Source organism: Cellulosimicrobium cellulans, assembly GCF_007679345.1.
In the GTDB taxonomy this organism is placed as follows: domain Bacteria; phylum Actinomycetota; class Actinomycetes; order Actinomycetales; family Cellulomonadaceae; genus Cellulomonas; species Cellulomonas cellulans_A.
Window position 1 is genome coordinate 73021 of sequence record NZ_VEGH01000016.1, and the last position, 25458, is coordinate 98478.

Sequence of the window (25458 nt, forward strand, 5' to 3'; positions counted from 1 at the left end):
TCAGCCGTCCAGCGCCGCCGCCGCCAGGACCACGCACGCCGCGGTCCACGCGAGCGGCGCGACCGCCGCGGGCGAGCCGTCCGCGAGCACCTTCTCCGGCAGGGCGCCCATCGCCGTGCGGTGCGCGTCCAGCCAGTCGAGCCGGGCCCGCGCCTGCGCGTCGTCGCCGTTCACCGCCGCGGTGAGCGCGTACAGCGACGTCTGCGGCGTCCACGAGATGCCGTCCTGCCGCCAGCCGGCCCCCGGCGCCAGCCCGCCCGCCGGGCGCGCCATCGCGGCCGCCGACGCCCGCCACGCGTCCTCGGCCCCGCTCAGCGCCGCCGGCTGGAACGGTGGCAGCACGAACGCGCTCGCCGCGTCGGCCAGGCCGCCGTCGGCGTACCGGCCGTAGGCGGTGTCGTCGCCGAACGCGCGCTCCACTGCCGCGCGGGTGCCGGCGGCGGCGTCCCGCGCGTCCGCGGCGGCCGCGGTGTCGCCGAGCAGGTCGAGCACCGGGCCCGCGGCCTCCAGGCCCGCCAGCAGCGGCGCGACGGTGCCCAGGGTGAGCGCGTCCTCCGGGACCTCCCAGTAGTCCGGGGAGGCCGGCGGCAGCCCGTCCCCGGCGACCAGCGCCACGGCGTGCGCGGCGCCGCGGCGCACGAGCGGGGCCAGCTCCGCGGCCACGGCCGCCTGCTCACCGGCCGGCGCGGCCGCGACCACCTCGCCCGCCGCCCAGAGCGACCACCCGGTGCCGTCCGTCTGCGGCGCGCGGTCGTCGGGGACCGCTCCCGAGCCGTCCGGCAGGTACCGGGCCTCGAACGACCCGTCCGCCGCCTGCACCCGCGCCAGGAAGCCCAGCACCTCGCGCGCGTCGGCGAGGTGCCCCGTCCGGGCCAGGGCGACCGCGACGAACGACGCGTCCCGCGGCCACACGTACCGCCAGTACGGCGTCCAGGCCGCGACGGCCGCGCCGCCGTCCTGGACCAGCGTGTGCAGGTCGAGCAGCGCGTCGGCGACCATGTCGGCGTACGGGCCGTCCGCGCCCGGCACCGTGCCCGCCGCGAGCCACGCGCGCTGCTCGGCGGCCAGGTCGTCGTCGGCGGTCGTCGCCGGGTCGACCGCCACGCGGGTGCCCTCGTGCAGCAGCGGGACCTCGCCCGCCGGGACCAGCTCCGGGCCGGCGGGGGTCGCGACGACGCCCTCGCTGTAGAGCTCGATCGTCCGGGTCCGCGGGCCGGACGCGCCCCAGGCGATCAGCCCCGCCGCGAGCGAGGCCAGCACGACGGCGGCGACGGCGGGGCGGCGGTGCATGCCCGGCAGGCTATCCGGCCCCGCGGGGCGGGCCGGCCGGGCGTCCGCCGAGGGCGGAGCGCCTTGCACTCGATGGGGTCGAGTGCTAACCATGTGCTTAGCACTCTCGGGTCGAGAGTGACAGAATGACAACCCAGGCCGACCCGGTGAGGTCCGCCGCCCGACGGGACATGACCGACGGGCCGGCGCGGCCGTCCGTCGCGGGCACCGACCGGCCGAACCACGAGCCAGAGTGAAGGATCGATAGCCCCATGGCCAAGATCATTGCCTTCAACGAGGAGGCCCGTCGCGGCATCGAGCGGGGTCTCAACACCCTCGCCGACACCGTCAAGGTCACCCTCGGCCCCAAGGGCCGCAACGTCGTCCTGGACAAGAAGTGGGGCGCCCCCACGATCACCAACGACGGTGTCTCCATCGCCAAGGAGATCGAGCTCGAGGACCCGTTCGAGAAGATCGGCGCGGAGCTCGTCAAGGAGGTCGCCAAGAAGACGGACGACGTCGCGGGCGACGGCACCACCACCGCCACCGTGCTCGCCCAGGCGCTCGTGCGCGAGGGCCTGCGCAACGTCGCGGCCGGCGCCAACCCCATCGCGCTCAAGCGCGGCATCGAGCAGGCCGTCGAGGCCGTCACCGCCGCCCTGCTGGAGCAGGCGAAGGAGATCGAGACCAAGGAGGAGATCGCCGCCACCGCGTCCATCTCCGCCGGCGACACCGCCATCGGCGAGCTCATCGCCGAGGCCCTCGACAAGGTGGGCAAGGAGGGCGTCATCACGGTCGAGGAGTCCAACGCCCTCGGCCTGGAGCTCGAGCTCACGGAGGGCATGCGCTTCGACAAGGGCTTCCTGTCGGCGTACTTCGTGACCGACCCGGAGCGCCAGGAGGCCGTCCTCGAGGACGCCTACGTGCTGCTCGTCGAGTCGAAGATCTCGAACGTCAAGGACCTGCTGCCGCTGCTGGAGAAGGTCATCCAGTCCGGCAAGCCGCTGTTCATCGTCGCCGAGGACGTCGAGGGCGAGGCCCTGGCCACGCTCGTCGTCAACAAGATCCGCGGCACCTTCAAGTCCGTCGCCGTCAAGGCCCCGGGCTTCGGCGACCGCCGCAAGGCGATGCTGCAGGACATGGCGATCCTCACCGGTGGCCAGGTCGTCTCCGAGACCGTCGGTCTGAAGCTCGACACCGTGGGCCTCGAGGTCCTCGGCCAGGCGCGCAAGATCGTCGTCACCAAGGACGAGACCACCATCGTCGAGGGCTCCGGCGACGCCGCCCAGATCCAGGGCCGCGTGAACCAGATCCGCGCCGAGATCGACAACTCGGACTCGGACTACGACCGCGAGAAGCTCCAGGAGCGCCTCGCCAAGCTGGCCGGCGGCGTGGCCGTCATCAAGGCCGGCGCGGCGACCGAGGTCGAGCTCAAGGAGCGCAAGCACCGCATCGAGGACGCCGTGCGCAACGCGAAGGCGGCCGTCGAGGAGGGCATCGTCGCCGGTGGTGGCGTGGCGCTCATCCAGGCCGGTGCCGTGGCGTTCGAGAAGCTCGAGCTCACCGGTGACGATGCGACCGGCGCGAACATCGTCAAGGTCGCGATCGACGCCCCGCTCAAGCAGATCGCGGTCAACGCGGGCCTCGAGGGCGGCGTCGTGGCGGAGCGGGTGCGCAACCTCCCCGCCGGCCAGGGCCTGAACGCCGCGACCGGCGTGTACGAGGACCTGCTGGCCGCGGGCGTCAACGACCCGGTCAAGGTCACGCGCTCCGCGCTGCAGAACGCGTCGTCCATCGCGGCGCTGTTCCTCACCACCGAGGCGGTCGTCGCCGACAAGCCGGAGAAGTCGGCCCCGGCCGCTCCGGACGCCGGCGGCATGGGCGGCATGGACTTCTGAGTCCCGCCGCGGGCGCTGAGCGCCCGCACCGCGCCTGACGGGCCGGTCACCCCAAGGGGTGGCCGGCCCGTCCTGCGTCCCGCCCCGCCCCGCCCCGCCCGCCCTGCCCGCCCCGCCCGTCCCGCCCGCCCCGCCCCGCCCCGCCGAGTCGCCATCTCGCCGAACCTGCACGAGCGGTCTGCGCGCGAGGGGTCGGGCACAGGCGCGTCGTGCAGAGTCGGCGAACCTGCACACGCGGTCTGTGCGGGAGGCGTCGGGTGCACGCGCGAGATGGAGAGTCGGCGAGGGAGGGCGAGGGGCGGCGAGCGCGCGCTGCGCCGCGCGGTCAGCGTGCGGCGCGCGGGCGGGCGTGCGCGGTCAGTGCGCCCGGCGCGGGCGGGCGTGCGCGGGGACGCGCAGACCGCTCGCGCGCAGGCGGCGGATGAGCTCGCCCGCCGGCACCGGCTCGGCGCCGAGGGCGACGAGCTCCGCGTGCATGTCGTCGGGGACGTCGTAGTGGTCCAGGTCGAACGCGCGCCGGGGGAGCCCGGCGCGCTCCGCGAAGGCGTGCAGCTCCGCCAGCGAGGCGTCGCTCACCAGGTGCGACCAGTACCGGCCGTGCCGGGGCCAGAGCGGCGGGTCGACGAGGACCGTCACGCCCCGGGCCGGACGGGGTGCCGCTCGGCGGTGCGCGCGGGCGGGACCGGCGCGTCGACGGGGCCGGCCGGTGCACCGGCGACGTCGGCGGGGCCGTCCGCGGCGTCGAGCTCCGCGAGCACCTTCTCGATCTTGTGCAGCTCCGCGCCGAGGTTCTGCCGGGCGGGCTCCTCCCAGGCGGCGCCGAGCGGGCTGACGAACAGGCTCGGGCGCTTGAGCAGCTTGCGGACGATCCGCTCCCTCGCGCGCAGGTAGTCCTGCACCGGGATGTCGGCGTACTCCTCGCGGACGTCGTGCAGGTACGCCTTGTAGCGCTGCGGCTCGGCGGCCAGCATCGCGAGGTCGGCGTCGCACAGCACGGCGCAGTCGAAGTCGCTCGGGTCGGCGGCGTGCCGGACGAGGGCGATGACCATCTGGTGCACCCGGTCGACGCGCTCGGCCGGGACGCCGAGGTCGGTGAGCTGCTCGCGGGCGAGCCGGGCCGAGGCGGCCTCGTCCTCGCCGCCGCGGTTGGCGTAGGCGGCGACCTGCGCGGCGTCGAACACGGCGCCGTGGTACCAGGCGGCCAGCCGGACCAGGTCCGGCTCGTGGGTCTCCTCGGCGAGCTCGTCCACCCGGGCCAGCACGTCGGTCAGGTGCCGGAGGTTGTGGTAGGTCCGTCCGGGGCCCGTCCACCGCTCCACGAGGTCGGACCCGACCTCCCGGAGCCGGTCCTCGGGTGCGGTCGCTCCCGCCCCCTTCGCGCTGCGGACGAACGCGGACAACAGCCACTGTGGCGCGTCGTAGACGCCCATGGGAACAGCCTCACTGCGACAGACGACCCTGCTCGGACGCGCCATCGTAGACCCATCCGGACGGGGTTCCGCCACGGGAGCGCCGTCACCGGACCGGGTGACCTCCGGCGGCCCCGGGACGTGCCGGTTCGCCCGCGTCGCGGCCCGCGGCGTCGCCGTCCGGCCCGCCCTCGCCGGCTCCCGCGGCGGGGAGCACGACGCGGATCGTGGCGCCGCCGCCCGGCGTCTGGGTGATCGCGACCTCGCCGTGGTGCGCCTCGACGATCGCCGCCACGATCGCCATGCCCAGGCCCGCGCCGCCGCCGGTGCCGTCACGGGTGCGGCTGGCGTCCACCCGGTAGAACCGCTCGAACACGCGCGCGGCGTGCTCCGGGGCGATGCCGGGGCCGTGGTCGCGGACCTCGAGCACCACCCGGTCGCCGACCCGTCCCACGCCGAGCTCGGCGGGCGTGCCGGCGGGGGTGTGCCGCGCGACGTTGCCGACCAGGTTGGCCACCACCTGCCGCAGCCGGGCCTCGTCGCCCCGCACGACCGTGCCGCCCGGGGCGCTCGCTCCGTCGGCCCCCGCGGAGCCGGCGAGCGGGCCGACCCGCACCTCCCGCGTCGGGTCGAGGGCGCGCAGGTCGTGGGCCGCGTCGGTGGCGAGCACGGCCAGGTCGACGGGCTCGGCGCGGCCGGGCCGGTCGGCGTCCAGCCGGGCGAGCGCCAGCAGGTCCTCGACCAGCCCGCCCATCCGGGTCGCCGACTGCTCGATGCGCCGCATGGTGTCGTCGACCTGGTCCTTCTCGGTCAGCGCGCCCATCCGGTACAGCTCGCCGTAGCCGCGGATCGCGGCCAGCGGGGTGCGCAGCTCGTGCGAGGCGTCCGCCACGAACCGGCGCATCCGCTCCTCGGACCGGGTGCGCGCGTCGAAGGCCGTCTCGATCTGGGCGAGCATCGAGTTGAGCGCGGCGCCGAGCCGGCCGACCTCGGTCGTCTCGGGCGCGGGCGGGACGCGCTGGGACAGGTCGCCGGCGGCGATCTGCGCGGCGGTGCCCTCGATCTCGCGCAGCCCGCGCAGCGAGCGGCGCACCGCCCAGGTGGCGACGACGGCGCCGATGACCAGGATCGCCACGGCGGAGGTCCACAGCAGGAACGCCGCCTGCCGGACCGTGTCCTGCACGTCGGTCAGGGGCTCCGCGTAGGCCACGTACCCGACGGCGGTGCCGTTGGGGGCGATCGGGGTGACCACGACCCGCCAGGTCGCGCCGCGCACCGTGCTGGTCACCGTCGAGTACGTGGTGCCCTGGATCCGGTCGAGGTCGACGCGCGGCAGGTGCGGCGTCCCCGACCGCTCGACCGTCGAGTCGTCCGGGGGGAAGGTCGAACCGCCGCCGAGCATCGACACGGCCAGCGCGTAGTCGCGCTCGCCCCAGGTGGGGTAGGTGAGCCCGTCGACGGTGCCGTACTGCTCGTAGGCCTTGATGACGCTCTCCCGGAACGCCAGTCCCTGGACCCGCATGCGGTCGTCGACCTGCCCCACCAGGAACCCGGACAGCGACGTGGTCGTGATCGCGCCGGCGAACGACAGCCCGAGCGCCAGCAGCACGGTGGTGATGCCCACCAGCCGCGCGAGCAGCGGCGTGCGGGCCCAGGTGTCCCGGACCCGGCGCGTCACGGCGTCGACCGGCCCGGGGGCGCGGCCCGGCCCCTCGTCCGACCGGCCCTCCGGCGCTTCGTGCTCCGCCGACGTCGTCGTCACGACCCGCTCGGCCGGCGCAGCATGTACCCAACGCCGCGCTTGGTCTGGATCAGCGGGTCGACCTTCGTGCCGTCCGCGCGCTCGACCTGGTCGACCTTGCGCCGCAGGTACGAGATGTACGACTCGACGATGTTCGCGTCGCCGCCCCAGTCGTACTGCCAGACGTGGTCGAGGATCTGCGCCTTGGACAGCACGCGGCCGGGGTTGAGCAGCAGGTAGCGCAGCAGCTTGAACTCGGTGGGGGACAGGTCGACGACCTGCCCGGCGCGGCGGACCTCGTGGCTGTCCTCGTCGAGCTCGAGGTCCTCGTAGGACAGCACGCTGGTGGACGCGACCTCGGCCTGGGTGCGGCGCAGGATCGCCCGGATCCGCGCCACGACCTCCTCCAGGCTGAACGGCTTGGTGACGTAGTCGTCGCCGCCGACGGTCAGGCCGGTGATCTTGTCGGCGGTGTCGTCCCGGGCGGTGAGGAACAGCACCGGGACGTGCTGGCCCTTGTCGCGCAGCCGGCGGGTGACGGTGAACCCGTCCATGTCGGGGAGCATGACGTCGAGCACCAGCAGGTCGGGCTGCACCTGCTTGGCCAGCCGGAGCGCGGCGCCGCCGTCGGCGGCCGCGTGCACCTCGAAGCCGGCGAAGCGCAGCGAGGTGGCGAGGAGCTCGCGGATGTTGGGCTCGTCGTCCACGACGAGGAGCGTCGCCTCGGGGGTGCGGTCTGCTGCGGTCACGGTTCCAGTGTGCTCCTCGACCCTGGAGGATTCCTGGGAGCGAACTGGCCGTGCCGGGATCGCGGTACCGTACCGCCCCGTGAGTGCAGCCGATTCTCCCACCGGTTCCCTGACGCCCGTCGTGACCGTCGTCCAGCTCGACGCCGCGGTGCCGCTCGACCGGTTCGCCGACCACCTCGACGGGGTGGACGTCCGCGTCGTCCGCGCGTACGCGGGCGAGCAGCCCGGGCCCGCGGAGGGCCTCGACGGGCTCGTCGTGCTCGGCGGCAACATGTCCGCCCACGACGAGCACGAGCCGGGCATCCCCGAGACCCGGGCCCTGCTCGCCGACGCCGTCCGCGCCGGCGTGCCGACCCTGGGCATCTGCCTGGGCGCGCAGCTGCTGGCGGTCGCCACCGGCGGCCGGGTCGACGTCGCGGCCCCTCCCGGGCGCGAGGCCGGCGTGGTGGACGTGCGCTGGCGCCCCGAGGCGGTGGCGGACCCGCTGGTCGGCCCGCTGGCGGCGGACGCCGAGCGCACGGCCGCCCGCAGCACGCCGATGCCGACCATGCACGCGGACGCGGTGGTCGACCTGCCGCGCCAGGCGACCTGGCTCGCCGCGTCGCGCACGTACCCGTACCAGGCGTTCCGGATCGGGGACGCGGCATGGGGCCTGCAGTTCCACCCGGAGGCGTCGCCGGAGCTCATGGACGCCTGGTCGGCCGACGCGGGCGACCCGGCCGAGGAGCGGGCCGCCATCGCGGCGGCCGTCCGCGACGTGGACGAGCAGGTCCGCGCCGAGGGCGCCCGGCTCGCGGCGACGTTCGCCGGCCTGGTGGCCGTGCGCGCCGCGGAGCGCACCCCCGTCTGACCCGCACGGCCCGGTCCTCGGGACGACGGACGGCCCGGCACCCCCCACGGGGTGCCGGGCCGTCGCGCGTCGGGAGGCTCAGGCCTCGATCTGCGGCGTCACCTGCGTGCCGCCGAGCTGCTGCGGCTGGCCGCCGCCCTTGAGCGCCGCGAGCCGGGCCTCGATCTCGATCTGCGCGCCGTCGGCCTCGAGCTCGGCGAACTGCGAGTCGAGCGAGGACGCGGCGATCTCCGCCTGGCCCATCGCGAGGGCCTCCTCGCGGCGCACCTTCTCCTCGAACCGCGCGAGCTCGCTGGTCGGGTCGAGCACGTTGATCGACGAGATCGCGGTCTGCACGGTCTGCTGCGCCTGGGCCGACTTCTGCCGGGCCACCAGGGTGTCGCGGCGCTGCTTGAGCTGGCCGAGCTTGTCCTTCATCTGCGCCAGGCCGGCCTTGAGCTTGTCGACCGTCTCGCGCTGCGAGGCGATCAGCGGCTCGGCGTCGCGGACCTCGCCCTCGGCGGCGATCTGCTTGCCGAGCGCGACCTTGGCCAGGTTGTCGAACTTGTCGGCGTTCGCGGCGTCGCCGGCCTGGCGGTACTGGTCGGCGCGCGACGACGCGGCGAGGGCCTTGCTGCCCCACTCGCGGGCCGCGGCGACGTCCTCGTTGTAGTCCTGCTCGGCGAGACGCAGGTTGCCGATCGTCTGCGCGATCGCCTTCTCGGCCTCGGCGATCGAGTTCGTGTAGTCCCGGACCAGCTGGTCCAGCATCTTCTGCGGGTCCTCGGCCTGGTCGATCAGCGCGTTGATGTTCGCCCGCGCGAGCTGGGTGATCCGCCCGAAGATGCTCTGCTTCTCGGTCATCGCCTCGTGCCTCTCTCGTGTCTTGCGTCTGCCGAACATGTCCTAGAACCCGCCCCCGCGGCCGCCGCCGCCGAAGCCCCCGCCGCCGCCGAACCCGCCGCCGCGCCCCCCGCCGCCGAAGCCGCCGCCACCGCCGCCCCAGCCGCCGCCGTGCGCGCCGCCGCCGCCCCAGCCGCCGCCACCGCCGCGCAGGATCGAGTCGATGAGGATGCCGCCCAGCACCATGCCGCCGACGTCGCCGAGCCCGCCACCGCTGCGGCCGCCCGGGCCGCCGCGGCGCTGCTGGTCGTACCAGTCGACGTCCCGCTGCGCGAGCTGCTGGGCCTCCCGCACCAGGCGGTCCGCCTGCTGCGCCTGCCCGAGCGCCGCCTCCGGGTCGGTGTCCCGCTGGTCGACCGCGGCGCGGAACATCCGGCCGGCCTCCGCGAGCCGGGTGCGCGCCTCGGGGCCGACCGCGCCGCGCCGGGTCTCGATGTAGTCGGTGGTGCCGCGCAGCGCGGAGTCCACCCGGCCGAGGGTCTGGTCGAGCAGCTGCCGGGCGCGCCCCGCGCGGTCCTGGGCCTCGCGCATGGGCGCCAGCGCCCGGTCGATGGCGGCCTCGGCGTCGGTGAGGCCGCGCAGGGCGGCGAGCGGGTCGCCGTCCCCTGCGCGCGCCGCCCGGCCGGTGGCGATGGCGGCGCGCGCGGCCTCGGCGCGGGCGGACACCTCGGGGTGCCGCGGCGCGAGCCGCTGCGCGTCGTCGACGTCGGCGGAGATGGAGGCGATCGCCGCGTCCAGGCGGGAGCCGATGGTGGCGAGCTCGGTGCCGGCCCGATCCACGCCGTCGAGCAGCGTGCGCACCTGGCCGAGCGCCTCCTCAGCGGCGCGGGCGTACCGGACGGCCACCCCGCGGTCACCGGCGGCGACGGCGGCGCGGCCCTGGGCGATCGCGGTGCCGACCTCGTCGAGCAGCGCGAGCGCCTGGTCCGGGTTCCCGGTCACCGAGGCGAGCGCGTCCGCGGGGTACCGCGCGGCGAGCGTGCCGAGCGTCGCGCGGGCCGCCTCGACCCGGGCGCGCAGCTCGCCGGCCGTGCGCTCGTGGGCGTCCAGCGCCTCGCCGGCGCGGGACTCGACGTCCCGGAGCCGGTCGAACGCCTCCTTCTGCTCGTCCAGCGCGGCGGACGCGGCACCCACCACGTGCAGGATGCGGGTCGCGGTCTCGCGGACCTGCGGCTCGGTGTCCGGCACGTCGTCGTCCAGGGTCTGCCGCAGCCGGAACGCCTCGGTCACGTCGGCCCGGGCGCGGGCGAGCACCTGCTCGAACTCGCGGGTGGCGTCCGCCCCGAACTGCGCCTGCGCGAACCCGAGCTCCTGCTCCGAGGCGCGCAGCGCGTCGTCGATGCCGACCAGCGCGGAGGCCGAGCGACGGTCGAGCTCGGCGGTCGGCAGCGCGGCGAGCTCGCCGGCCGGGCCCCCGGGGACCTGGGGGCCGCCGGGGAACCGCCCGGGCGCGCCGGCGCCCACCCGCTCGCGGGACGCGCGGCGGCGCGACGACGCCCACGCCGCGGCGGTGATCGCCGCGATGACGACCAGGCCGCCGACGAACAGCCAGCCCAGCGCGGAGCCGCCACCGCCGCCGGTCGCGGCGTCGCGGATGCCGTCGGCCGCGGCCACGGCGGCGCCGGACCAGTCGTCGGCGCGCAGCTGGTCCTCGACAGCCGCGTCCACCCGGTCCAGGTCGCCGGACGACAGGCCGGGGACCTCCATCGGCGCGAGCACGTACGCCCGCTGGTCGACCGCGACGGCCAGCACGAGGTCGTTCGCGCCGAGCCCGGTCAGGCTCGCGGTCTCGTCCACCCAGGCGATGGGCTCGGCGCCGCCGAAGTCGCTCACGTACACGACGTACAGCTGGTACTGCGTCTCCTCCGCCAGCTGGTCGAGGGCCGCCTGCACGGTGTCCTCGTCCCCTTGCAGGGCACCGACCTGGTCGGTGATCTCGCCGGTCAGCGCCTCGGGGTCGGCCGCGGCGAGCGGCGGTGCGGCGGGCAGCGCGGCCGGCGCGGCGGCGCCCGCCGGGGCGGCCCCCGCCAGCAGCGGGGCGGCGAGCAGCGCGGAGAGGAGCGGGACGGCGGCTGACCAGCCACGGGACGACGACGGCACCCGACGATCCTTTCTCAGGGCGTGCACCCCTCGCAACGACACGGCCCGCCCGGTGGTTCCCGGGCGGGCCGTGTCGCGGGGGTCCCCCGAGAGGTCGCCCGGTCAGGCCGGCTCCTCCGTCGCCTGCTCCAGGTCCTCGGCGTCGACGATCCGGTACGCGTACCCCTGCTCCGCGAGGAACCGCTGCCGGTGCGCCGCGAAGTCCTGGTCGACGGTGTCCCGCGCGACCACGGCGTAGAAGTGCGCGGTGCGGCCGTCGCCCTTGGGGCGCAGCAGCCGGCCGAGGCGCTGCGCCTCCTCCTGGCGGGAGCCGAACGACCCCGACACCTGGATGGCGACCGACGCCTCGGGCAGGTCGATCGAGAAGTTCGCGACCTTGGACACCACGAGCGTCGAGATCTCCCCGGCGCGGAACGCGTCGAACAGCCGTTGCCGCTCCGTCACGGACGTCCCGCCGGTGATGACGGGCGCGTCGATGTCGGCGGCGAGCTCCTCGAGCTGGTCGATGTACTGGCCGATGACCAGCAGCGGCTCGCCGCGGTGCTTCGCCACCAGGCGCTTGACGACCTCGGTCTTGCCCGGGGCGCTGGCCGCGAGGCGGTACTTGTCCTCCGGCTCGGCGGTCGCGTAGAGCATCCGGTCGCGCTCGGGCAGGGTCAGCCGCACCTCGACGCAGTCGGCCGGCGCGATGTAGCCCTGCGCCTCGATGTCCTTCCACGGGGCGTCGTACCGCTTGGGCCCGATGAGGCTGAACACCTCGTCCTCGCGGCCGTCCTCGCGCACCAGGGTGGCGGTGAGGCCGAGGCGGCGGCGCGCCTGCAGGTCGGCGGTCATCCGGAAGATCGGCGCCGGCAGCAGGTGCACCTCGTCGTAGACGATGAGGCCCCAGTCGCGGGCGTCGAGCAGCTCGAGGTGCGGGTAGATGCCCTTCCGCTTCAGCGTGAGGACCTGGTACGTCGCGATCGTGACCGGCCGGATCTCTTTGCGGGAGCCCGAGTACTCGCCGATCTCGTCCGGGGTCAGCGAGGTGCGCCGGATGAGCTCGTCCCGCCACTGGCGCGCGGACACGGTGTTGGTGACGAGGATGAGCGTGGTGGTCTTCGACCGGGCCATCGCCGCCGCGCCGACCAGCGTCTTGCCGGCGCCGCAGGGCAGGACGACGACGCCGGAGCCGCCGTGCCAGAACCCGTCCGCAGCCTCCGCCTGGTACGGCCGCAGCTGCCACGGGCGCGGTGCGCCGTCGGTGCCCACGTTCGACTCGCCGGAGGTGTCCAGGTCGATCGGGTGCGCCTCGCCGTCGACGTAGCCCGCGAGGTCCTCGGCGGGCCAGCCGAGCTTGAGCAGCGCCTGCTTGAGGGTCCCGCGCTCCGAGGCGTGCACGACGACGTCGGTCTCGTCGATCCGCTCGCCGACCAGGCCGGCGGTCCGCTTCGACCGCAGCACCTCGGCCATGACGGCGGCGTCGAGGGCGTGCAGCACCAGGCCGTGCACGGGGTGCGCGACGAGCTGCAGCCGCCCGTACCGGGACATGGTCTCGGCGACGTCGACCAGCAGCGCGTGCGGCACCGGGTACCGGGAGTACTCCAGGAGCGTGTCGACGACCTGCTCGGCGTCGTGGCCCGCCGCCCGGGCGTTCCACAGGCCCAGCGGGGTCAGCCGGTAGGTGTGCACGTGCTCGGGCGCGCGCTCCAGCTCCGCGAACGGGGCGATCGCGCGGCGGCAGGCCTCCGCCTGGTCGTGGTCGACCTCGAGCAGGAGGGTCTTGTCGCTCTGGACGATCAGGGGTCCGTCGGTCATGCGGTGTCCGTCTCCCGGGGCTCGGGTGTCTCGTCGGCGTCGGGTGCGCCGACCGGGGTGACCGCGGCGACGCGGTGGGCCGCGACCACGATCTCGGCGTCCCGGGCGGTGTCGACCACGCGCACCCGTCCGCCGTCGACCCGGACCGGCAGCACCCGCCGCCGCTCCAGGGCGCCGCGCGAGCCGACCACGTCCAGCCACACCTCGGTGTGCCCGGCGGCCGCCTCGCGCAGCAGCCCCAACGCCTCGGCGGGGTCGGCTGTTCCCCCGGAGGGCCGCGGGCCGCCGCGGGTGCCCGCGGCCGAGCCGGTGCCGGGCCGCCCGGCGCGCGCCGCGGCGGTGGCGGCGGCGACGCCGGAGGCGCGGTCGCGCAGCGTCGGGCTGCCGTCCGCGCGGGCGGCACCGGCCGCCTCGGCCGCCGCCGATCGCACCACGGCCCCCGCCCCGCCGGTCGAGCCGCCGGCGGCACGCGCCTCCTCGGCCCGGCGCAGGACGCCCACCAGCGCCGCGGCACGCTCGGCCGGCGGCTGCGCCCCGCGCCCGGGCTCGTCCGGGGCGAACCGGGGCCGGGCGGCGGCCACCCGCCGCACCGTGGGGGCGGCGTGCAGCACCTGCCCGTCGGGCGTCTCGGCGACCGGGGCCAGCCCGTGCGCCCGCAGCGCGGCGAGCAGCTCGTGCAGCGGCGCCTGCGCGGCCAGCACCGTCGGGGCGAGCCGGACCAGCCCGAGGTCCGCGTGCCTGGGGTCCTCCGCGAGCCCGGCGAGCAGCGCGGGGTCCTCGGTGCGGACGTACGAGGAGGCGGCGCCGGCGCGCAGCCGCCCGTGCCGGCGCGCGGCGTCCCGGACCAGGTACTCCAGCGGCTGCGGCACGCCGCCGCGGGCGTGGGACGCGAGGTCGGCGAGCAGGTCGTCGGCGGTGGCCCCGGCGTCCAGGGCGTCCCGCACCGACTCCGGGGTGAACCGCACCGTCACGGCCCCGCCGCGGGACTCCACCCGGGCGGACGCGTCGAGCAGCGCCTCGAGCTCCTGGCTCGGGCGGCCCGGCACGATGCCGGTGAGGTCGGCCTGGAGCAGCAGGTCGTCGACCGCCGGGGGCAGCGCCGCGCCCAGCCCGGCGGCCAGCGCGGGCCGCGGGTCGGCGTCGGGGTCCACCAGCGCGCGACCCGCAGCGGGCAGGGCGCCCGCCCCGAGCACGCCCAGCCAGCCCGCCTCGCGCAGCACGGCGGCCACCGCGTCGGCCGGGGGCACCGACCGCGGCGTCCGCCAGGCCAGCGCCTCCCGGACGGCGGTGGCGTCCGGTGCCGCGCCCGGTCCGGCGTCGGCGAGCAGGCCGAGCACCGCCTGCCGCAGCCGCGGCGCCCACGGGCGGCCGAGCTCCGGCCCGAGGGCGGGGCGGACCCCGCCGCGCTCGTCGCGGGTGCCGACCAGCGCGGCCCACCGCGGGGTGGCCGCCCACCACGCCGCGAGCCGGGCCCACCGGCCGGGCAGGTCGAGCGCCAGCCACTCGTCGGCGACCGTCGTCGGGACGTGGTGCGGGGACTCCTCGCCGTCGTCCCGGACCAGGGCGCCGACGCCCGCCAGCTCGACGACGAACGCGGCCTCGGGCTCGGTGACCTCCAGGGCGGCCGCGGTGCGGCGCAGGTCCCGCACACCCAGTCCGCCGGCACGGAGCACCACCGGCGGCGCCTGCCCCCACAGCCGCAGCAGCCCCGCCACCAGCCGGACCGCGCGTTCCGCGGCGCTCGCGTGCTCGGCCTCGACCAGGGCCGGGTCGCGGTGCGGCAGGTCCTCCGGCGCGGGCGGCGTGGCCGGCGCGCGGTGCGTGCGGCCGTCGCGCAGCGCGAGGGCGACGGTCCGGGGCAGCACGACGTGCCGGTCGTCGGCCCGCACCAGCAGGCCCGCGCGCACCAGCTCCGTGACGGCGTCCGCGGCCGGGCCGACCGCCGGGCGCACGCCCACCGGCGGGCCCCAGGTCAGCGCGTCGAGCACCGCGCGGCCCGCGGCGGGGGCGTCCGCGAGGAGACCGGGGACGGCCGCGGGGTCGGGGTCGTGCGGCGCGGGGGCCGCGAGGCCGGCGGTCGCCGGGCCCAGCAGCTCCGCCACGCCCGGCGCGGGCCGCAGCACCGGGTCCGACGCGCGGCCGCCCGCGGGATGCACCAGCGCGAGGTCGGTCGCCGTGGCCAGCGCGGCCCGGACCGCGGGCGTCTCCGCCCGGGAGGCGCCCACCGCCGCGACGACGTCCCGGGCCCGCACCCCGTCGGCGGGGTCCGTGGACCCGGCGAGCAGCGCCACCACGGCTTCGACCACCTGCAGCACCGCCGCGTCGACGCCGGCGAGCGCGCGCTCGAGGCTCGGCCGGCTCGTGGCGCGGGCGGCGAGGGAGGCGAGCGTGGCGGGCGACGGGTGCGCGAGGTCCGGGCGCCGCAGCAGCAGGCGCACCAGCTCGTCGTCCGACCTGCCGCGCAGGTGCTCGCTGAACGTGGCCATCCGCACCACGATACGTTCCGGCGGGTCCGGCGCGGGGCCGGGTCCGCCGGGGCGAGCCGCCGGGAGGCAGCGATGGCACGGGTGCGCAGGACACGGGTCGTGGTGGCGAGCACCGCGGGGATCTTCGTCGAGTCGCTGGACTGGACGATGTACGCGCTGCTCGCGCCGTACTTCGCGGGGCAGGTGTTCCCCGGCGACGACCCGGTGACGCGGGTGCTCGGCGCGTACGTCGTGTTCGCCGTCGGCTTCGTGGTCCGGCCGCTCGGGTCGTACGTGATGGGGCGGATCACCGACACGAAGGGCCGGCGCACCGGCCTGCTGGCGTCGGTGTCGCTGATCGCCCTGGGTGCCGCGGTCATCGCCGCCGCCCCGACCTATGCCGTCGCCGGCTGGTGGGCCGCGGTCGTGGTCGTGCTCGCCCGGATGCTGCAGGGCATCGCGATGGGCGGTGAGGTCGCCACGGCGGCGACCTACGTCGTCGAGGTCGCCCCGCCGGAGCGCCGGCACCGGTACGGCGCGTTCGCGTACTCCGGCGACGCGCTCGGCACGCTCGGCGGCACGGTGGTGCTCGCGGTGCTGCTCGGGGTGCTCGGCCCGGACGGCCTGCGCGACGGCGGCTGGCGGATCGCGTTCGTGGTCGCGGCGCTGTGCGGTCTGCTGGCGCTGTGGATCCGGCGCGGGGTGCCGGAGTCGGAGGTGTTCGAGCGGGCGCGGGACGCCGGGGTGGAGCCGGCCGGCCCGCTGCTGCGCCGGCACGCGGGCCGGATGGCGCTCGCGTTCATGCTCACCATCGGGTCGACGATGGGCGTCTACTTCGGGTCGGTGTACCTGCCGGAGTTCGCCGGGCACACCGGGCGCTACACCGAGACCCAGGCCGCCGCGCAGCACACCGTGGCGCTGATCTGCCTGCTGGTCGCGATGATCGTCTCCGGGTTCCTCGCCGACCGGTTCGGTCCGCTCGCGCTGATCCGCACCGGGTTCACCGCCGCGGCCGTCCTGGTCGTCCCCCTCATGCTCGGGCTGGCGGCCGGCGTCGTGCCGTACGTGGTGGCGGCGCCGGTGTTCACCGTCTGCGTGGGCCTGCAGCTCGGCGTCACGCCGGTGGCCGGGGCGCGGCTGTTCCCGGTGCCGATCCGGGCCGTCGCGCTGGGCGTCCCCGCGGGCGCCGCCATCGCGCTGTTCGGCGGTACGTTCCTGTTCGTGGCCGAGTGGCTGATCTCCCGCGACGCGCTGCGCCTGGTCCCGGTGTGGGCGGCGGCGGGGCTGACGGCGTCCGCCGTCGGCTCGTGGCTGGTGAGCGAGCGGCTGCTCTACCCCGTCGAGACGCTGGCGGGGACCCGTGCCGAGCCGTCTCCTGCACCCGGCCCCGCCGGTCCCGTCGCCGCACCGCACACCACGGAGGTCTGACATGCCGCTCGACCGCTCCGCCCTCGACGCCCTGCGCGCCGACGCCCGGGCGCTGCTGCCCGACACCGCCGGGCTCCGGCACGCGCTGCACCGCACCCCCGAGATCGGGCTCGACCTGCCGCGCACCCAGGCGCTGGTCCTCGAGGCGCTGGAGCCGCTGGGCCTGGAGGTCGGCACCGGCACCGGGCTGTCCTCGGTGGTCGCCGTCCTGCGCGGCGCGCGCCCCGGCCCCGCGGTGCTGCTGCGGGCCGACATGGACGCCCTGCCCGTGACCGAGGCGACGGGCGAGCCGTTCGCGAGCGAGGTGCCGGGCGCGATGCACGCGTGCGGGCACGACCTGCACGTCGCCGGCCTGGTCGCCGCCGCCCGGCTGCTGGCCGCCCGGCGCGAGGAGATCGCCGGCTCGGTCGTCCTCATGTTCCAGCCCGGCGAGGAGGGCGACCACGGCGCGCGCCGGATGATCGAGGAGGGCGTGCTCGACGCCGCGGGGGAGCGGGTCGTCGCGGCGTACGGGCTGCACGTCCTTTCGGCGATCCTCCCCACCGGGGCGATCACCAGCCGCCCCGGCACGCTGCTCGCCGCCGCGGACACCGTGCACGTCACGGTGCACGGCCGCGGCGGGCACGGCTCCATGCCGCACCTCGCGCTGGACCCCGTGCCGGTGGCCGCCGAGATCGTGCTCGCCCTCCAGGCGATGGTCACCCGCCAGTTCGACGTGTTCGACCCGGTCGTGGTGACCGTCGGGCGGATCGAGGCCGGCACCACCGACAACGTGATCCCCGCCGACGCCCGCATCGAGGCGACCGTCCGGACGTTCTCCGAGGCGGTGCACGGCGTGGTGCCCGAGCGGCTCGTCCGGGTCTGCGAGGGCGTGGCCGCCGCGCACGGCCTGTCCGTCACCGTCGACTACCGGCGCGGGTACCCGGTGACGTCGAACCGGCCCGAGGAGGCCGACCGCGTCGCACGGCTCGCGGCCGGGCTGTTCGGCGAGCGGTCCTACGTCACCGCGCCGCAGCCGCTCGCCGGCTCCGAGGACTTCGCATACGTGCTGGAACAGGTGCCCGGCGCCTACCTCGGCGTCGGGGCCACGCCCGCCGACCTCGACCCGCGCACCGCGCCGTACAACCACTCCGCGCAGGCGCGGTTCGAGGACGGAGCGCTCGCGGTGGGCCCGGCGCTGCTCGCGGCGCTGGCGCTGGACCGGCTCGCGCAGGGCTGACCCGGTCGTCCCGCACCCCCGGCGGACGCCCGACCGGGGGACGACCCCCGCCTGATCTGCGGCTCCACCCGCTCGAGCGCTCAGGTCCGCCTCACCCGTGCCGATGACAGGGGTCGACGCGCCCCTCGACGGGCGGCCACGCGCTCGAGCGGAAGGGACACGCATGTCGATCACGGCGGGGCACCTGCCCCGGGCCACGCGCGAGGTGTGCGTGGCGCGCCAGGGCATCTACGACGTGCTGAGCCGGCCGATCGGGCACGAGCTGCTGTTCCGGGCCAGCCCGGACGCCCTCGAGTCCGGCGTGCGCCCCGGCGTCGACGACAACCGCGCCACCGCGACGGTCATCGTGGCGACGCTGACGGAGTTCGGCGTCGAGGACCTGGCCGGCAACGGCGACCTCTTCGTCAACGTCCCGCGCTCGTTCATCGTCGACGAGCTGCCGGTCGCGCTGGACCCGCACCGCGTCGTGCTGGAGGTCCTGGAGAACGTCCCCGCCGACGACGAGGTGGTCGCCGGCGTCGAGCGGCTGCGCCGGCTCGGGTTCGGCATCGCGCTCGACGACTTCGTGCCCGGCGACCAGCGGTGGGACCTGCTCCCGCTGTGCGACTACGTCAAGGTCGACATGTCCGACGTCGGCGACCGGCTCGCCGCGTTCGCCGAGGAGCTGCGCGCGGTCGCCCCGCACGCCGCCCTCGTCGCCGAGCACGTCGAGGACGAGATCGACTTCCTCGCCGCGCAGGACGCCGGCTTCGACCTGTTCCAGGGCTACCACTTCCGCCGGCCCACCGTGCTCACCCGGCCGGCGCTCGCGCACCACGCGATGGTCGCCGGACGGCTGCTCGTCCAGCTGGGCGACCCGCAGGTGTCCTACCGCCGCCTCGCCCGGCTGACCGCCGCGGACCCCGCCATCGCGCTCAAGGTGTTCCGGGTCGTGAACTCGGTGTCGGGCGCCGGGCGCACCGTGCGCAACCTGCACCAGGCGCTGGTGCTGCTCGGGCGCGAGCGGTTCCGCGCGATGCTCGTGCTGGAGGTGCTCGCCACCGCGGGCCACCACGACGACGAGATCCCGCTCATGGCGCTCGCCCGGACCCGGGCTGCGGAGATCCTGGCGCCGCAGGACCCGCTGGAGGCGTCCACCGAGGCGTTGGTCCGCATCGTGTCCGAGCTGCTCGACGTGCCGGTGGCCGAGCTAGACCCCGAGCTGCACCGGTCCCAGCCGAGCGCCCGGGTGGTCGCCGCCTGCGACGTGCTCGACGCCTACCTGGACGCCATCGCCGAGGAGGCCGTGCCGTCGATCCGGTCGCCGTACTCCGCGCTGCACGTCTCGCTCGTGTACCTGACGGCGCTCCGCGAGGCGCGCGCCCTGCTCGCGACCGTCTACCAGCCCGTCCCGCGGCTGCAGGCCGTCCCCGGGGCCGGCGAGGACGTGGCGTTCGGCTGAGCCCCGAGCGGGCCGGCCGGTCCCCCCCGGGTGGTCCGGGGGCCCGGGGACGGGGGCGCCCGCCGGGCGGCGCGACCGGTAGCCTGGTGACGTGCGGCGCGACGCCGCGCGAGTTCCGACGAGCACAGGGGATCGCAGTGCCCACCGGCAAGGTCAAGTGGTTCGACACCGATCGCGGCTTCGGCTTCATCGCCGCCGACGACGGCACCGAGGTGTTCCTGCACGCGTCCGCGCTGCCCGCGGGCATCGGCACCCCCAAGCCGGGCACCCGGGTGGACTTCGGCGTGGCCGACGGCCGCCGCGGCCCGCAGGCGCTCGCGGTCAAGCTGCTCGACCCGGTGCCCTCGGTCGCCGCCGTCCAGCGCAAGCCCGCCGACGACATGGCCGTCATCGTCGAGGACCTCATCAAGGTCCTCGACCGGGTCGGCAACGACCTGCGCCGCGGCCGCCGCCCGGAGAAGTCCCGCGCCGAGCAGGTCGCCACCCTGCTGCGCGCCGTCGCCGACGACCTCGAGGCCTGAGCATGGCCACCGCGACCCAGGACGCCGTGCTCGGCGGCGCCGTCGACCTCGCCCGCGAGGCCGCCCTCGAGCTCGCCGAGCACCCGCAGGACGTCGGCGAGCACCTCGGGTACACCGTCGAGGCCGACCGGCTCGTCTCGCACCGGTTCGCCTGCACCGCCAAGGGCTACCGCGGCTGGGTGTGGACCGTGACCCTGTCCCGGGTGCCGCGCGCCCGGAAGGCCACCGTCTGCGAGGCCGTGCTGCTGCCCGGCGACGACGCCGTCCTCGCGCCCGCCTGGGTTCCGTGGGACGAGCGGCTGCGCCCCGGCGACCTCGGCCCCGGCGACGTGCTGCCGTTCCGCGCCGACGACCCGCGCCTGGAGCCCGGCTTCACCCCGACCGGCGACCCGGAGGTCGACGAGGTCGCGATCGACGAGCTCGCCCTCGCCCGCAACCGGGTGCTGTCGCCCGTGGGGATCGCGGAGGCCGCCGAGCGCTGGTACCGCTCCAAGCAGGGCCCCGCGTCCGCCGGCGCCGTGGCCTCGGCCGAGCCGTGCATGACGTGCGGGTTCCTCGTGCCGCTGCAGGGCCCGCTGGGCACCGTGTTCGGCGTGTGCGTCAACGAGTGGTCGCCGGACGACGGCCGGGTCGTCGCGCTCGAGCACGGCTGCGGCGCGCACTCCGAGACCGACGTCGAGCCGCGGCCGTCCGAGTGGCCGGAGGTGCCCGTCGCGCGCGAGCTCGACGTCGTGCCGACGGCGGACGTCGTCGGGGCCGGGCGCGACGCGGAGCAGGACGGCGAGGCCGTGCCGGGACCGGCCGCGGAGGGCGAGGCCGTCGTGGCCGGCGACCCGACCGAGGACGAGGCGACCGGCGACGCGTCGCCCGCGGAGGACGAGCCCCGGTCGTGACCCCCGACGTCTTCGGCACGCGCGCGCTGCGCGAGCGGGTGCTGGGGACGTGGCGCGCCGACCCGGCGCGCCTGCGCGAGGACGCGAACACCGAGGAGGACCACGCCCGCGGGTACTACCGCGACCGGGTGGTCGTCGAGCTCGCGCAGAACGCCGCCGACGCGGCGGTGCGCGCCGGGACCCCCGGGCGGCTGCTGCTGCGGCTGACCACGCCCGACGCGGCGGACGGCGCCGGAGCGGGCGGCGCCGGGCCGGGCGCCGCCGGGAGCCCGTGGGTGCTCGTCGCCGCGAACACCGGCGCCCCGCTCGACCCCGCGGGGGTCGCGTCGATGGCGGCCATGCGCGCCTCGGCGACCCGGGACTGGCCGGGGGCCGGCGGCGCGACGACCGGGCCGGGCCTGGTCGGCCGGTTCGGGGTGGGCTTCGCCGCCGTCCGCGCGGTCGCCGACGAGGTCCGGGTGCGGTCGACCTCCGGCGCCGTGCGGTTCTCGCTCGACGACACCCGCCGGGAGCTGGCGCTCGCCGCGGCCGACGAGCCGCGGCTCGCCGAGGAGGTCGCCCGCCGCGAGGGCTCGCTGCCCGCGCTCCGGCTGCCCCGCGAGGACGCCGGCCGGCCGCCCGAGGGCTACGACACGGCGGTGGTCCTCACGCTCCGCGACGACGCAGCCGTCGACGCCGTGCGGGCGATGCTCGCCGAGGTCGGCGACCCCCTGCTGCTCGCGCTGCCCGGCCTCGCGGAGGTCGTGGTCGAGGACGACCTCGCCGGGGACCGTCGCCGCGTCGCCGACGTCGACCGGCGGTGGCGCCGCCGCACCGTGGAGGGCGAGCTCGACCCGGCCCTGCTCGCGGACCGGCCCGTCGAGGAGCGGTCCCGCCGGCGCTGGCGCGTGACGTGGGCGCTGCCGTCCCACGAGGTCGGCGGGGCGGGCGGCGGCGACCTGCTCACGGCGCTGTCCGGCCGCGCGTCCGGCGACATCGGCGCGGGCTGGGACCGGGTCCTGCACGCGCCCACGCCCACCGACGACGCCCTGGACCTGCCCGCGCTGCTGGTCGCGACCGTGCCGCTCGACCCGACCCGGCGGCACGCCGCCCGCGGCCGCGCGACCGACGCCCTGCTCGACGTCGCGGCCGGGGCGTACGCGCTGCTCGCCGCCGACGTCGCCGCCGACGGCGCGGACGCGCTGGGGCTGGTCCCGCGCGGCCTGCCCGCGAGCGACCTGGACGCCGCGCTGCGGGGCCGGCTGGTCGAGGCGCTCGCGCGCACGCCCCTGCTGCCGGCGGCGCGGGGCGCGGCCGACGCGGGTCCCGCCGGGCCGGGCGCGGCCGGGCCCGGCGACCTGGTCGAGCCGCAGCGCGCCGTCGCGCTCGCCGGGCCGTCCGCCCCCGAGCTGACCCGGGCCCTGGCGCCGTGGTTCGCCGGCCTGGTCGTGCTGCCCGAGGGCGGCCTCGGCCCGGCGCGGTCCCTGGGCGTGGAGATCCGCGAGGCGGCCGAGTGCGTCGAGGAGCTGCCCGCGGCGTCCGGGCTGCCGCCCGAGCGGTGGCGGGCGCTCTACGCCGCCCTCGCCCCGGCCGCCGGCGACCCGCTGGTGCGGGAGGCCCTGGCCGCGCTGCCCGTCCCCCTGGCCGACGGCCGGGTGGTACGGGGCGCGCGCGGCCTGCTGCTGCCGGTCGCCGGCGCGCTCGACCCCGCGGGCCCGGTCGGCGCCGCGCTGGCGGTGCTCGGCCGCTGGGGCGTGCGCCTGGTGCACCCGGGCGCGGCGCACGAGGTGCTGGAGCGGCTCGGCGCGGCGCCCGCGGACCCCGCGTCCCTGCTGGCGCACCCGGGGGTGCGGCAGGCCGTGCTCGACCAGGCCGGCGAGGACGACGTGGCCGCCGCCGAGCAGATCAGCGACGCGGTGCTCGCCCTGGTACGGGCCGCCGTGGCCGACGGCGCGGTGCCGGCGGGCGCGGCGTCCGCGTCCGGCGACCCGGCCCCCGGCGGCGCTGGCCCCGTCCCGGTGGACCGCGCCCTCCTCGGCCTGCTCACCCTGCGCGCGGCCGACGGCGAGCCCACGCCCGCGCACGGCCTCGTGCTCCCCGGGTCCCGCGCGGCCCGGCTGCTCGACCCGCGGGTGCTCGCGCCGGTCGCCGCCGACGCCGTCGAGCGGTGGGGCCCGGACGCGCTCGCCGCCGCGGGCGTCCGCGCCGACCTGGTGCCGCTCGTCCTCACCGACGTCGTGGCGTCGGCGGACGACCTCGCGCTCGGGGACGACGACGCGGACCTGGTCACCGACGCGCTCGACGGCTGGGACGCGTGGCTGGCCGAGGTCGCGGGGGCGGCGGGGGAGGGCGAGACCCTGCCCGAGGTGCTGGCGGTCGCCGACCTCGACGCCGCCGACCCGGGTGCCTGGCCCGCGGTGCTCGCGCGGCTCGCGGAGCCCGGTCCGCTGCGCCGCGCGCTGCTCGACGAGGTGCGCGTGCCCGGTGGCCGCGCCGCGCCCGGGTACACGGCGTGGTGGCTGCGGCACCGTTCCGGGCTGCCGCTGGCGACGCCGTTCGCGGTGGCCGGCGCCGAGCCCGCGGTCGCCCGGCTGCTCCCGCCCGCGCCCGAGGAGGTCGCCGCGCTCGACCCCGCCGCGCAGGCGGCCCTGGGCGGTGTCGCGTCGCTCGGCGCGGTGCCGCCGGGCGCGTGGAACCCGCTCCTGCGCGCCGCCGCGCCGCTGGGCGGCCGGGTCGACCTGGACCTCGCGGCCGCGGTGTGGTCCGCGTGGGCCGGGCTGGCCGCCGCCGGACCGGAGGCCGCGCCGGACGTCGACGTGCTGCCGGCGCTGATCGCGCCCGACCGGGTCGCGCTGGTGCACGCCGAGGACGCGGCCGTCGCCCCGGCGCCGATGTGGTGGCAGCGCGGTGACGTCGCCGCGATGGTGCCGGTCACCGGCCACGTCGACCCCGAGGACCTCGCCGACGCGCTCGGCGTCCCGCTGGCGGGCGACCTCGCGGACGGCCTGGTGGACGAGGCGGACGGCGACGACGCCGGGTCGCTGTCCGCCACCCCCGAGGCGGTGCGGGTGCTGCTGCCCGGCGCACCGGACACCTGGATCGAGCACGAGTCGCTGCGCGTGGACGGGGTGCCCGTCGACTGGTGGGTGGACGGCACGGGCCCGGACGCGATCGTGCACGCGACGCACCTCGCCGGGCTCGCCCGCGGGCTGGCGCAGGCGTGCGGCGCGTGGCGGCTGCGGCACGCGGTGGAGCTCGTCCTGGTGGAGCCGGCGCGTGCCGCCGAGCTCGCCGTGGAGCAGGTCGCCGACGACGGGGGCATGATGGACGGCCGATGACCCGCAGCCTGCTGACCTCCGCCTACCTGCCCGCCCTGCTGTACGAGACGGGGCTCGGCGCGGTCACCCCGGTGGTCGCCCTGGTGGCCGCGGGGATGGGCGCGGGGCTGGACCAGGCGGCGCTGGTCGTGGCGCTGGTGGGCGTCGGGCAGATCCTCGGCGACGTGCCCGCGGGCGCCCTGGCGGCCCGGGTCGGCGACCGCCGGGCGATGCTCGTCGCGGCCCTCGTCGCGTGCGTCGCCCTCACCGTCGGCGCGCTGGCCCCGACGCTGCCGGTGCTCGCGGTCGGCGTCCTGCTCACCGGTGCCGCGTCGGCGGTGTTCCACCTCGCCCGCCAGGCGTACCTCACGGAGGTCGTCCCGGTGGTGAACCGGGCGCGGGCCCTGTCCACCCTCGGCGGGGTGTCCCGGATCGGGGTGTTCCTCGGCCCGTTCCTCGGCGCGGCCGTGCTGCACGTCGCCGATCTGCGCGCGGTGTTCTGGCTGGCGGTCGGCACCACGGTCGCCGCCGCGGCGGTGGTGGGGTTCGCGCGCGACGTCGACGACCGGCGGCCGGCCGCGCGCGACCGGCCGCGGGTGTCGACCGCGGGGCTCGTCCGGCGGCACCGGCGGCTGCTCGCGACCCTCGGGCTCGCGGTGGTGCTCGTCGGCGCCGTCCGCGCGACCCGGGGCGTGGTGCTGCCGCTGTGGTCCGAGCACCTGGGGTTCGCGCCCGCGACGACCAGCCTGGTGTTCGGCCTGTCGGGCGCCGTCGACATGCTGCTGTTCTACCCGGCGGGCAAGGTGATGGACCGGCGGGGCCGGCTGTGGGTCGCGGTGCCCTCGATGCTGGTGCTCGGCGGGGCCATCGCCGTGCTGCCGCTGACCTCCACGCTGACCGGGCTCTCCGTCGTGGCGATGGTCATGGGCCTGGGCAACGGCATCGGCTCCGGCATCCTCATGACCCTCGGGGCCGACGTGGCGCCGCCGGACGGCCGGGCGCAGTTCCTCGGCGTGTGGCGGGTGTTCCAGGACTCCGGCGCGGCGGCCGGCCCGCTCGTCGTCTCGGCCGTCGCCGCCGCGGGCAGCCTGGCCGCGGGCATCGTGACGATGGGGGCGGCGGGGGTGCTGGCCGCGGGCGCGCTGGCGGCGTTCGTGCCCCGGTGGTCCGAGCACGCCACGGCCCGGACCAGGGCCCGGGCAGCCGCCGCCCGCGCCGCCGCCGCCGCCCGCTCGGCGGCGGACCCGGGCGCGGCCTAGGCCGCGCGGCCCGCGCCGATCGGGCAGCCGCCCCGCTGCCCGCTGCCCGCCGCCCGCCGCCCGCCGCCGAGCGCGGTGGTCCGCGTCGACCGCGGTAGCTGCAGCCACCGCGCTCGGCTGGATCCACCGCGCTCGGCCGGAGCGCGCGGCCGGAGCGCGCGCGGCCGGAGCGCGCGCGGCCGGAGCGCGCGCGGCCGGAGCGCGCGCGGCTGGCGCGCGCGGCTGGCGCGCGCGGCCGGAG

General features: G+C 77.5%; 18 protein-coding genes. 9 read left to right on the forward strand and 9 right to left on the reverse strand.

What is annotated here, in order from left to right; translation table 11 throughout:
- Positions 1-1290, reverse strand: coding sequence for a glycoside hydrolase family 15 (locus FS882_RS18155; protein WP_158375216.1), 1290 nt, complete (start codon positions 1288-1290; stop codon positions 1-3).
- Between the two features lie 251 nt (positions 1291-1541).
- On the opposite strand from FS882_RS18155, the gene groL reads away from it, so the two are divergent.
- The gene (gene groL / locus FS882_RS18160) at positions 1542-3167 is read left to right on the forward strand and encodes a chaperonin GroEL (RefSeq protein ID WP_158375218.1); all 1626 of its coding nucleotides are present in this window, start codon (positions 1542-1544) and stop codon (positions 3165-3167) included.
- 357 nt (positions 3168-3524) lie between these two features.
- On the opposite strand, the gene FS882_RS18165 is transcribed toward groL, so the two are convergent.
- The 4 genes from FS882_RS18165 to FS882_RS18180 all read right to left on the reverse strand — a co-directional run bounded on the left by FS882_RS18165 (position 3525) and on the right by FS882_RS18180 (position 7066).
- A complete protein-coding gene (locus tag FS882_RS18165; RefSeq protein ID WP_158375220.1) occupies positions 3525-3803 on the reverse strand; it encodes a DUF4031 domain-containing protein in 279 nt (92 codons plus the stop codon).
- Positions 3800-4597 carry a hypothetical protein gene (locus tag FS882_RS18170; RefSeq protein WP_262348397.1) on the reverse strand — a complete coding sequence of 266 codons (798 nt, stop codon included), beginning with the start codon at positions 4595-4597 and terminating at the stop codon, positions 3800-3802. The genes FS882_RS18165 and FS882_RS18170 overlap by 4 nt, the downstream gene beginning before the upstream one ends.
- Before the next feature lie 85 nt (positions 4598-4682).
- Complete coding sequence (locus FS882_RS18175) at positions 4683-6338, reverse strand: sensor histidine kinase (protein ID WP_187365360.1); 1656 nt, start codon at positions 6336-6338, stop codon at positions 4683-4685.
- On the reverse strand, positions 6335-7066 hold the full coding sequence (locus FS882_RS18180) for a response regulator transcription factor (RefSeq protein ID WP_154730503.1): 732 nt from the start codon (positions 7064-7066) through the stop codon (positions 6335-6337). Before FS882_RS18180 ends, FS882_RS18175 begins: the two co-directional genes overlap by 4 nt.
- A gap of 121 nt (positions 7067-7187) precedes the next feature.
- Between FS882_RS18180 and FS882_RS18185 the strand changes: the two genes are divergently transcribed.
- A complete protein-coding gene (locus FS882_RS18185; RefSeq protein WP_262348398.1) occupies positions 7188-7916 on the forward strand; it encodes a type 1 glutamine amidotransferase in 729 nt (242 codons plus the stop codon).
- A 78-nt stretch (positions 7917-7994) separates the two neighbouring features.
- Here FS882_RS18185 and FS882_RS18190 read toward each other — a convergent pair whose 3' ends face one another.
- The 4 genes from FS882_RS18190 to FS882_RS18205 all read right to left on the reverse strand — a co-directional run bounded on the left by FS882_RS18190 (position 7995) and on the right by FS882_RS18205 (position 15181).
- On the reverse strand, positions 7995-8759 hold the full coding sequence (locus tag FS882_RS18190; protein ID WP_158375224.1) for a PspA/IM30 family protein: 765 nt from the start codon (positions 8757-8759) through the stop codon (positions 7995-7997).
- A 42-nt stretch (positions 8760-8801) separates the two neighbouring features.
- The gene (locus FS882_RS18195; protein WP_187365361.1) at positions 8802-10898 is read right to left on the reverse strand and encodes a TPM domain-containing protein; all 2097 of its coding nucleotides are present in this window, start codon (positions 10896-10898) and stop codon (positions 8802-8804) included.
- A 102-nt stretch (positions 10899-11000) separates the two neighbouring features.
- Complete coding sequence (locus FS882_RS18200) at positions 11001-12695, reverse strand: DNA repair helicase XPB (protein WP_158375226.1); 1695 nt, start codon at positions 12693-12695, stop codon at positions 11001-11003.
- On the reverse strand, positions 12692-15181 hold the full coding sequence (locus tag FS882_RS18205) for a helicase-associated domain-containing protein (RefSeq protein WP_158375228.1): 2490 nt from the start codon (positions 15179-15181) through the stop codon (positions 12692-12694). Before FS882_RS18205 ends, FS882_RS18200 begins: the two co-directional genes overlap by 4 nt.
- Positions 15182-15253: 72 nt before the next feature.
- On the opposite strand from FS882_RS18205, the gene FS882_RS18210 reads away from it, so the two are divergent.
- The 7 genes from FS882_RS18210 (at position 15254) to FS882_RS18240 (ending at position 25217) form a co-directional block, all read left to right on the forward strand.
- Positions 15254-16588, forward strand: coding sequence for an MFS transporter (locus FS882_RS18210; protein WP_158375230.1), 1335 nt, complete (start codon positions 15254-15256; stop codon positions 16586-16588).
- A gap of 1 nt (position 16589) precedes the next feature.
- Positions 16590-17807, forward strand: coding sequence for a M20 family metallopeptidase (locus tag FS882_RS18215; protein WP_158375232.1), 1218 nt, complete (start codon positions 16590-16592; stop codon positions 17805-17807).
- Positions 17808-17970: 163 nt separating this feature from the next.
- Positions 17971-19248: an EAL and HDOD domain-containing protein gene (locus tag FS882_RS18220; RefSeq protein ID WP_187365362.1), complete on the forward strand. Its 1278-nt coding sequence runs from the start codon at positions 17971-17973 to the stop codon at positions 19246-19248.
- A gap of 137 nt (positions 19249-19385) precedes the next feature.
- Positions 19386-19769, forward strand: a complete 384-nt coding sequence (locus tag FS882_RS18225; protein ID WP_147795518.1) for a cold-shock protein — start codon at positions 19386-19388, stop codon at positions 19767-19769.
- A 2-nt stretch (positions 19770-19771) separates the two neighbouring features.
- The gene (locus FS882_RS18230) at positions 19772-20662 is read left to right on the forward strand and encodes a DUF3027 domain-containing protein (protein ID WP_158375235.1); all 891 of its coding nucleotides are present in this window, start codon (positions 19772-19774) and stop codon (positions 20660-20662) included.
- Positions 20659-23979, forward strand: coding sequence for an ATP-binding protein (locus FS882_RS18235; protein ID WP_158375237.1), 3321 nt, complete (start codon positions 20659-20661; stop codon positions 23977-23979). Before FS882_RS18230 ends, FS882_RS18235 begins: the two co-directional genes overlap by 4 nt.
- Positions 23976-25217 (forward strand): MFS transporter, encoded by a 1242-nt coding sequence (locus FS882_RS18240; RefSeq protein WP_158375239.1) that lies wholly within the window; start codon positions 23976-23978, stop codon positions 25215-25217. Before FS882_RS18235 ends, FS882_RS18240 begins: the two co-directional genes overlap by 4 nt.
- Positions 25218-25458: the final 241 nt, after the last annotated feature.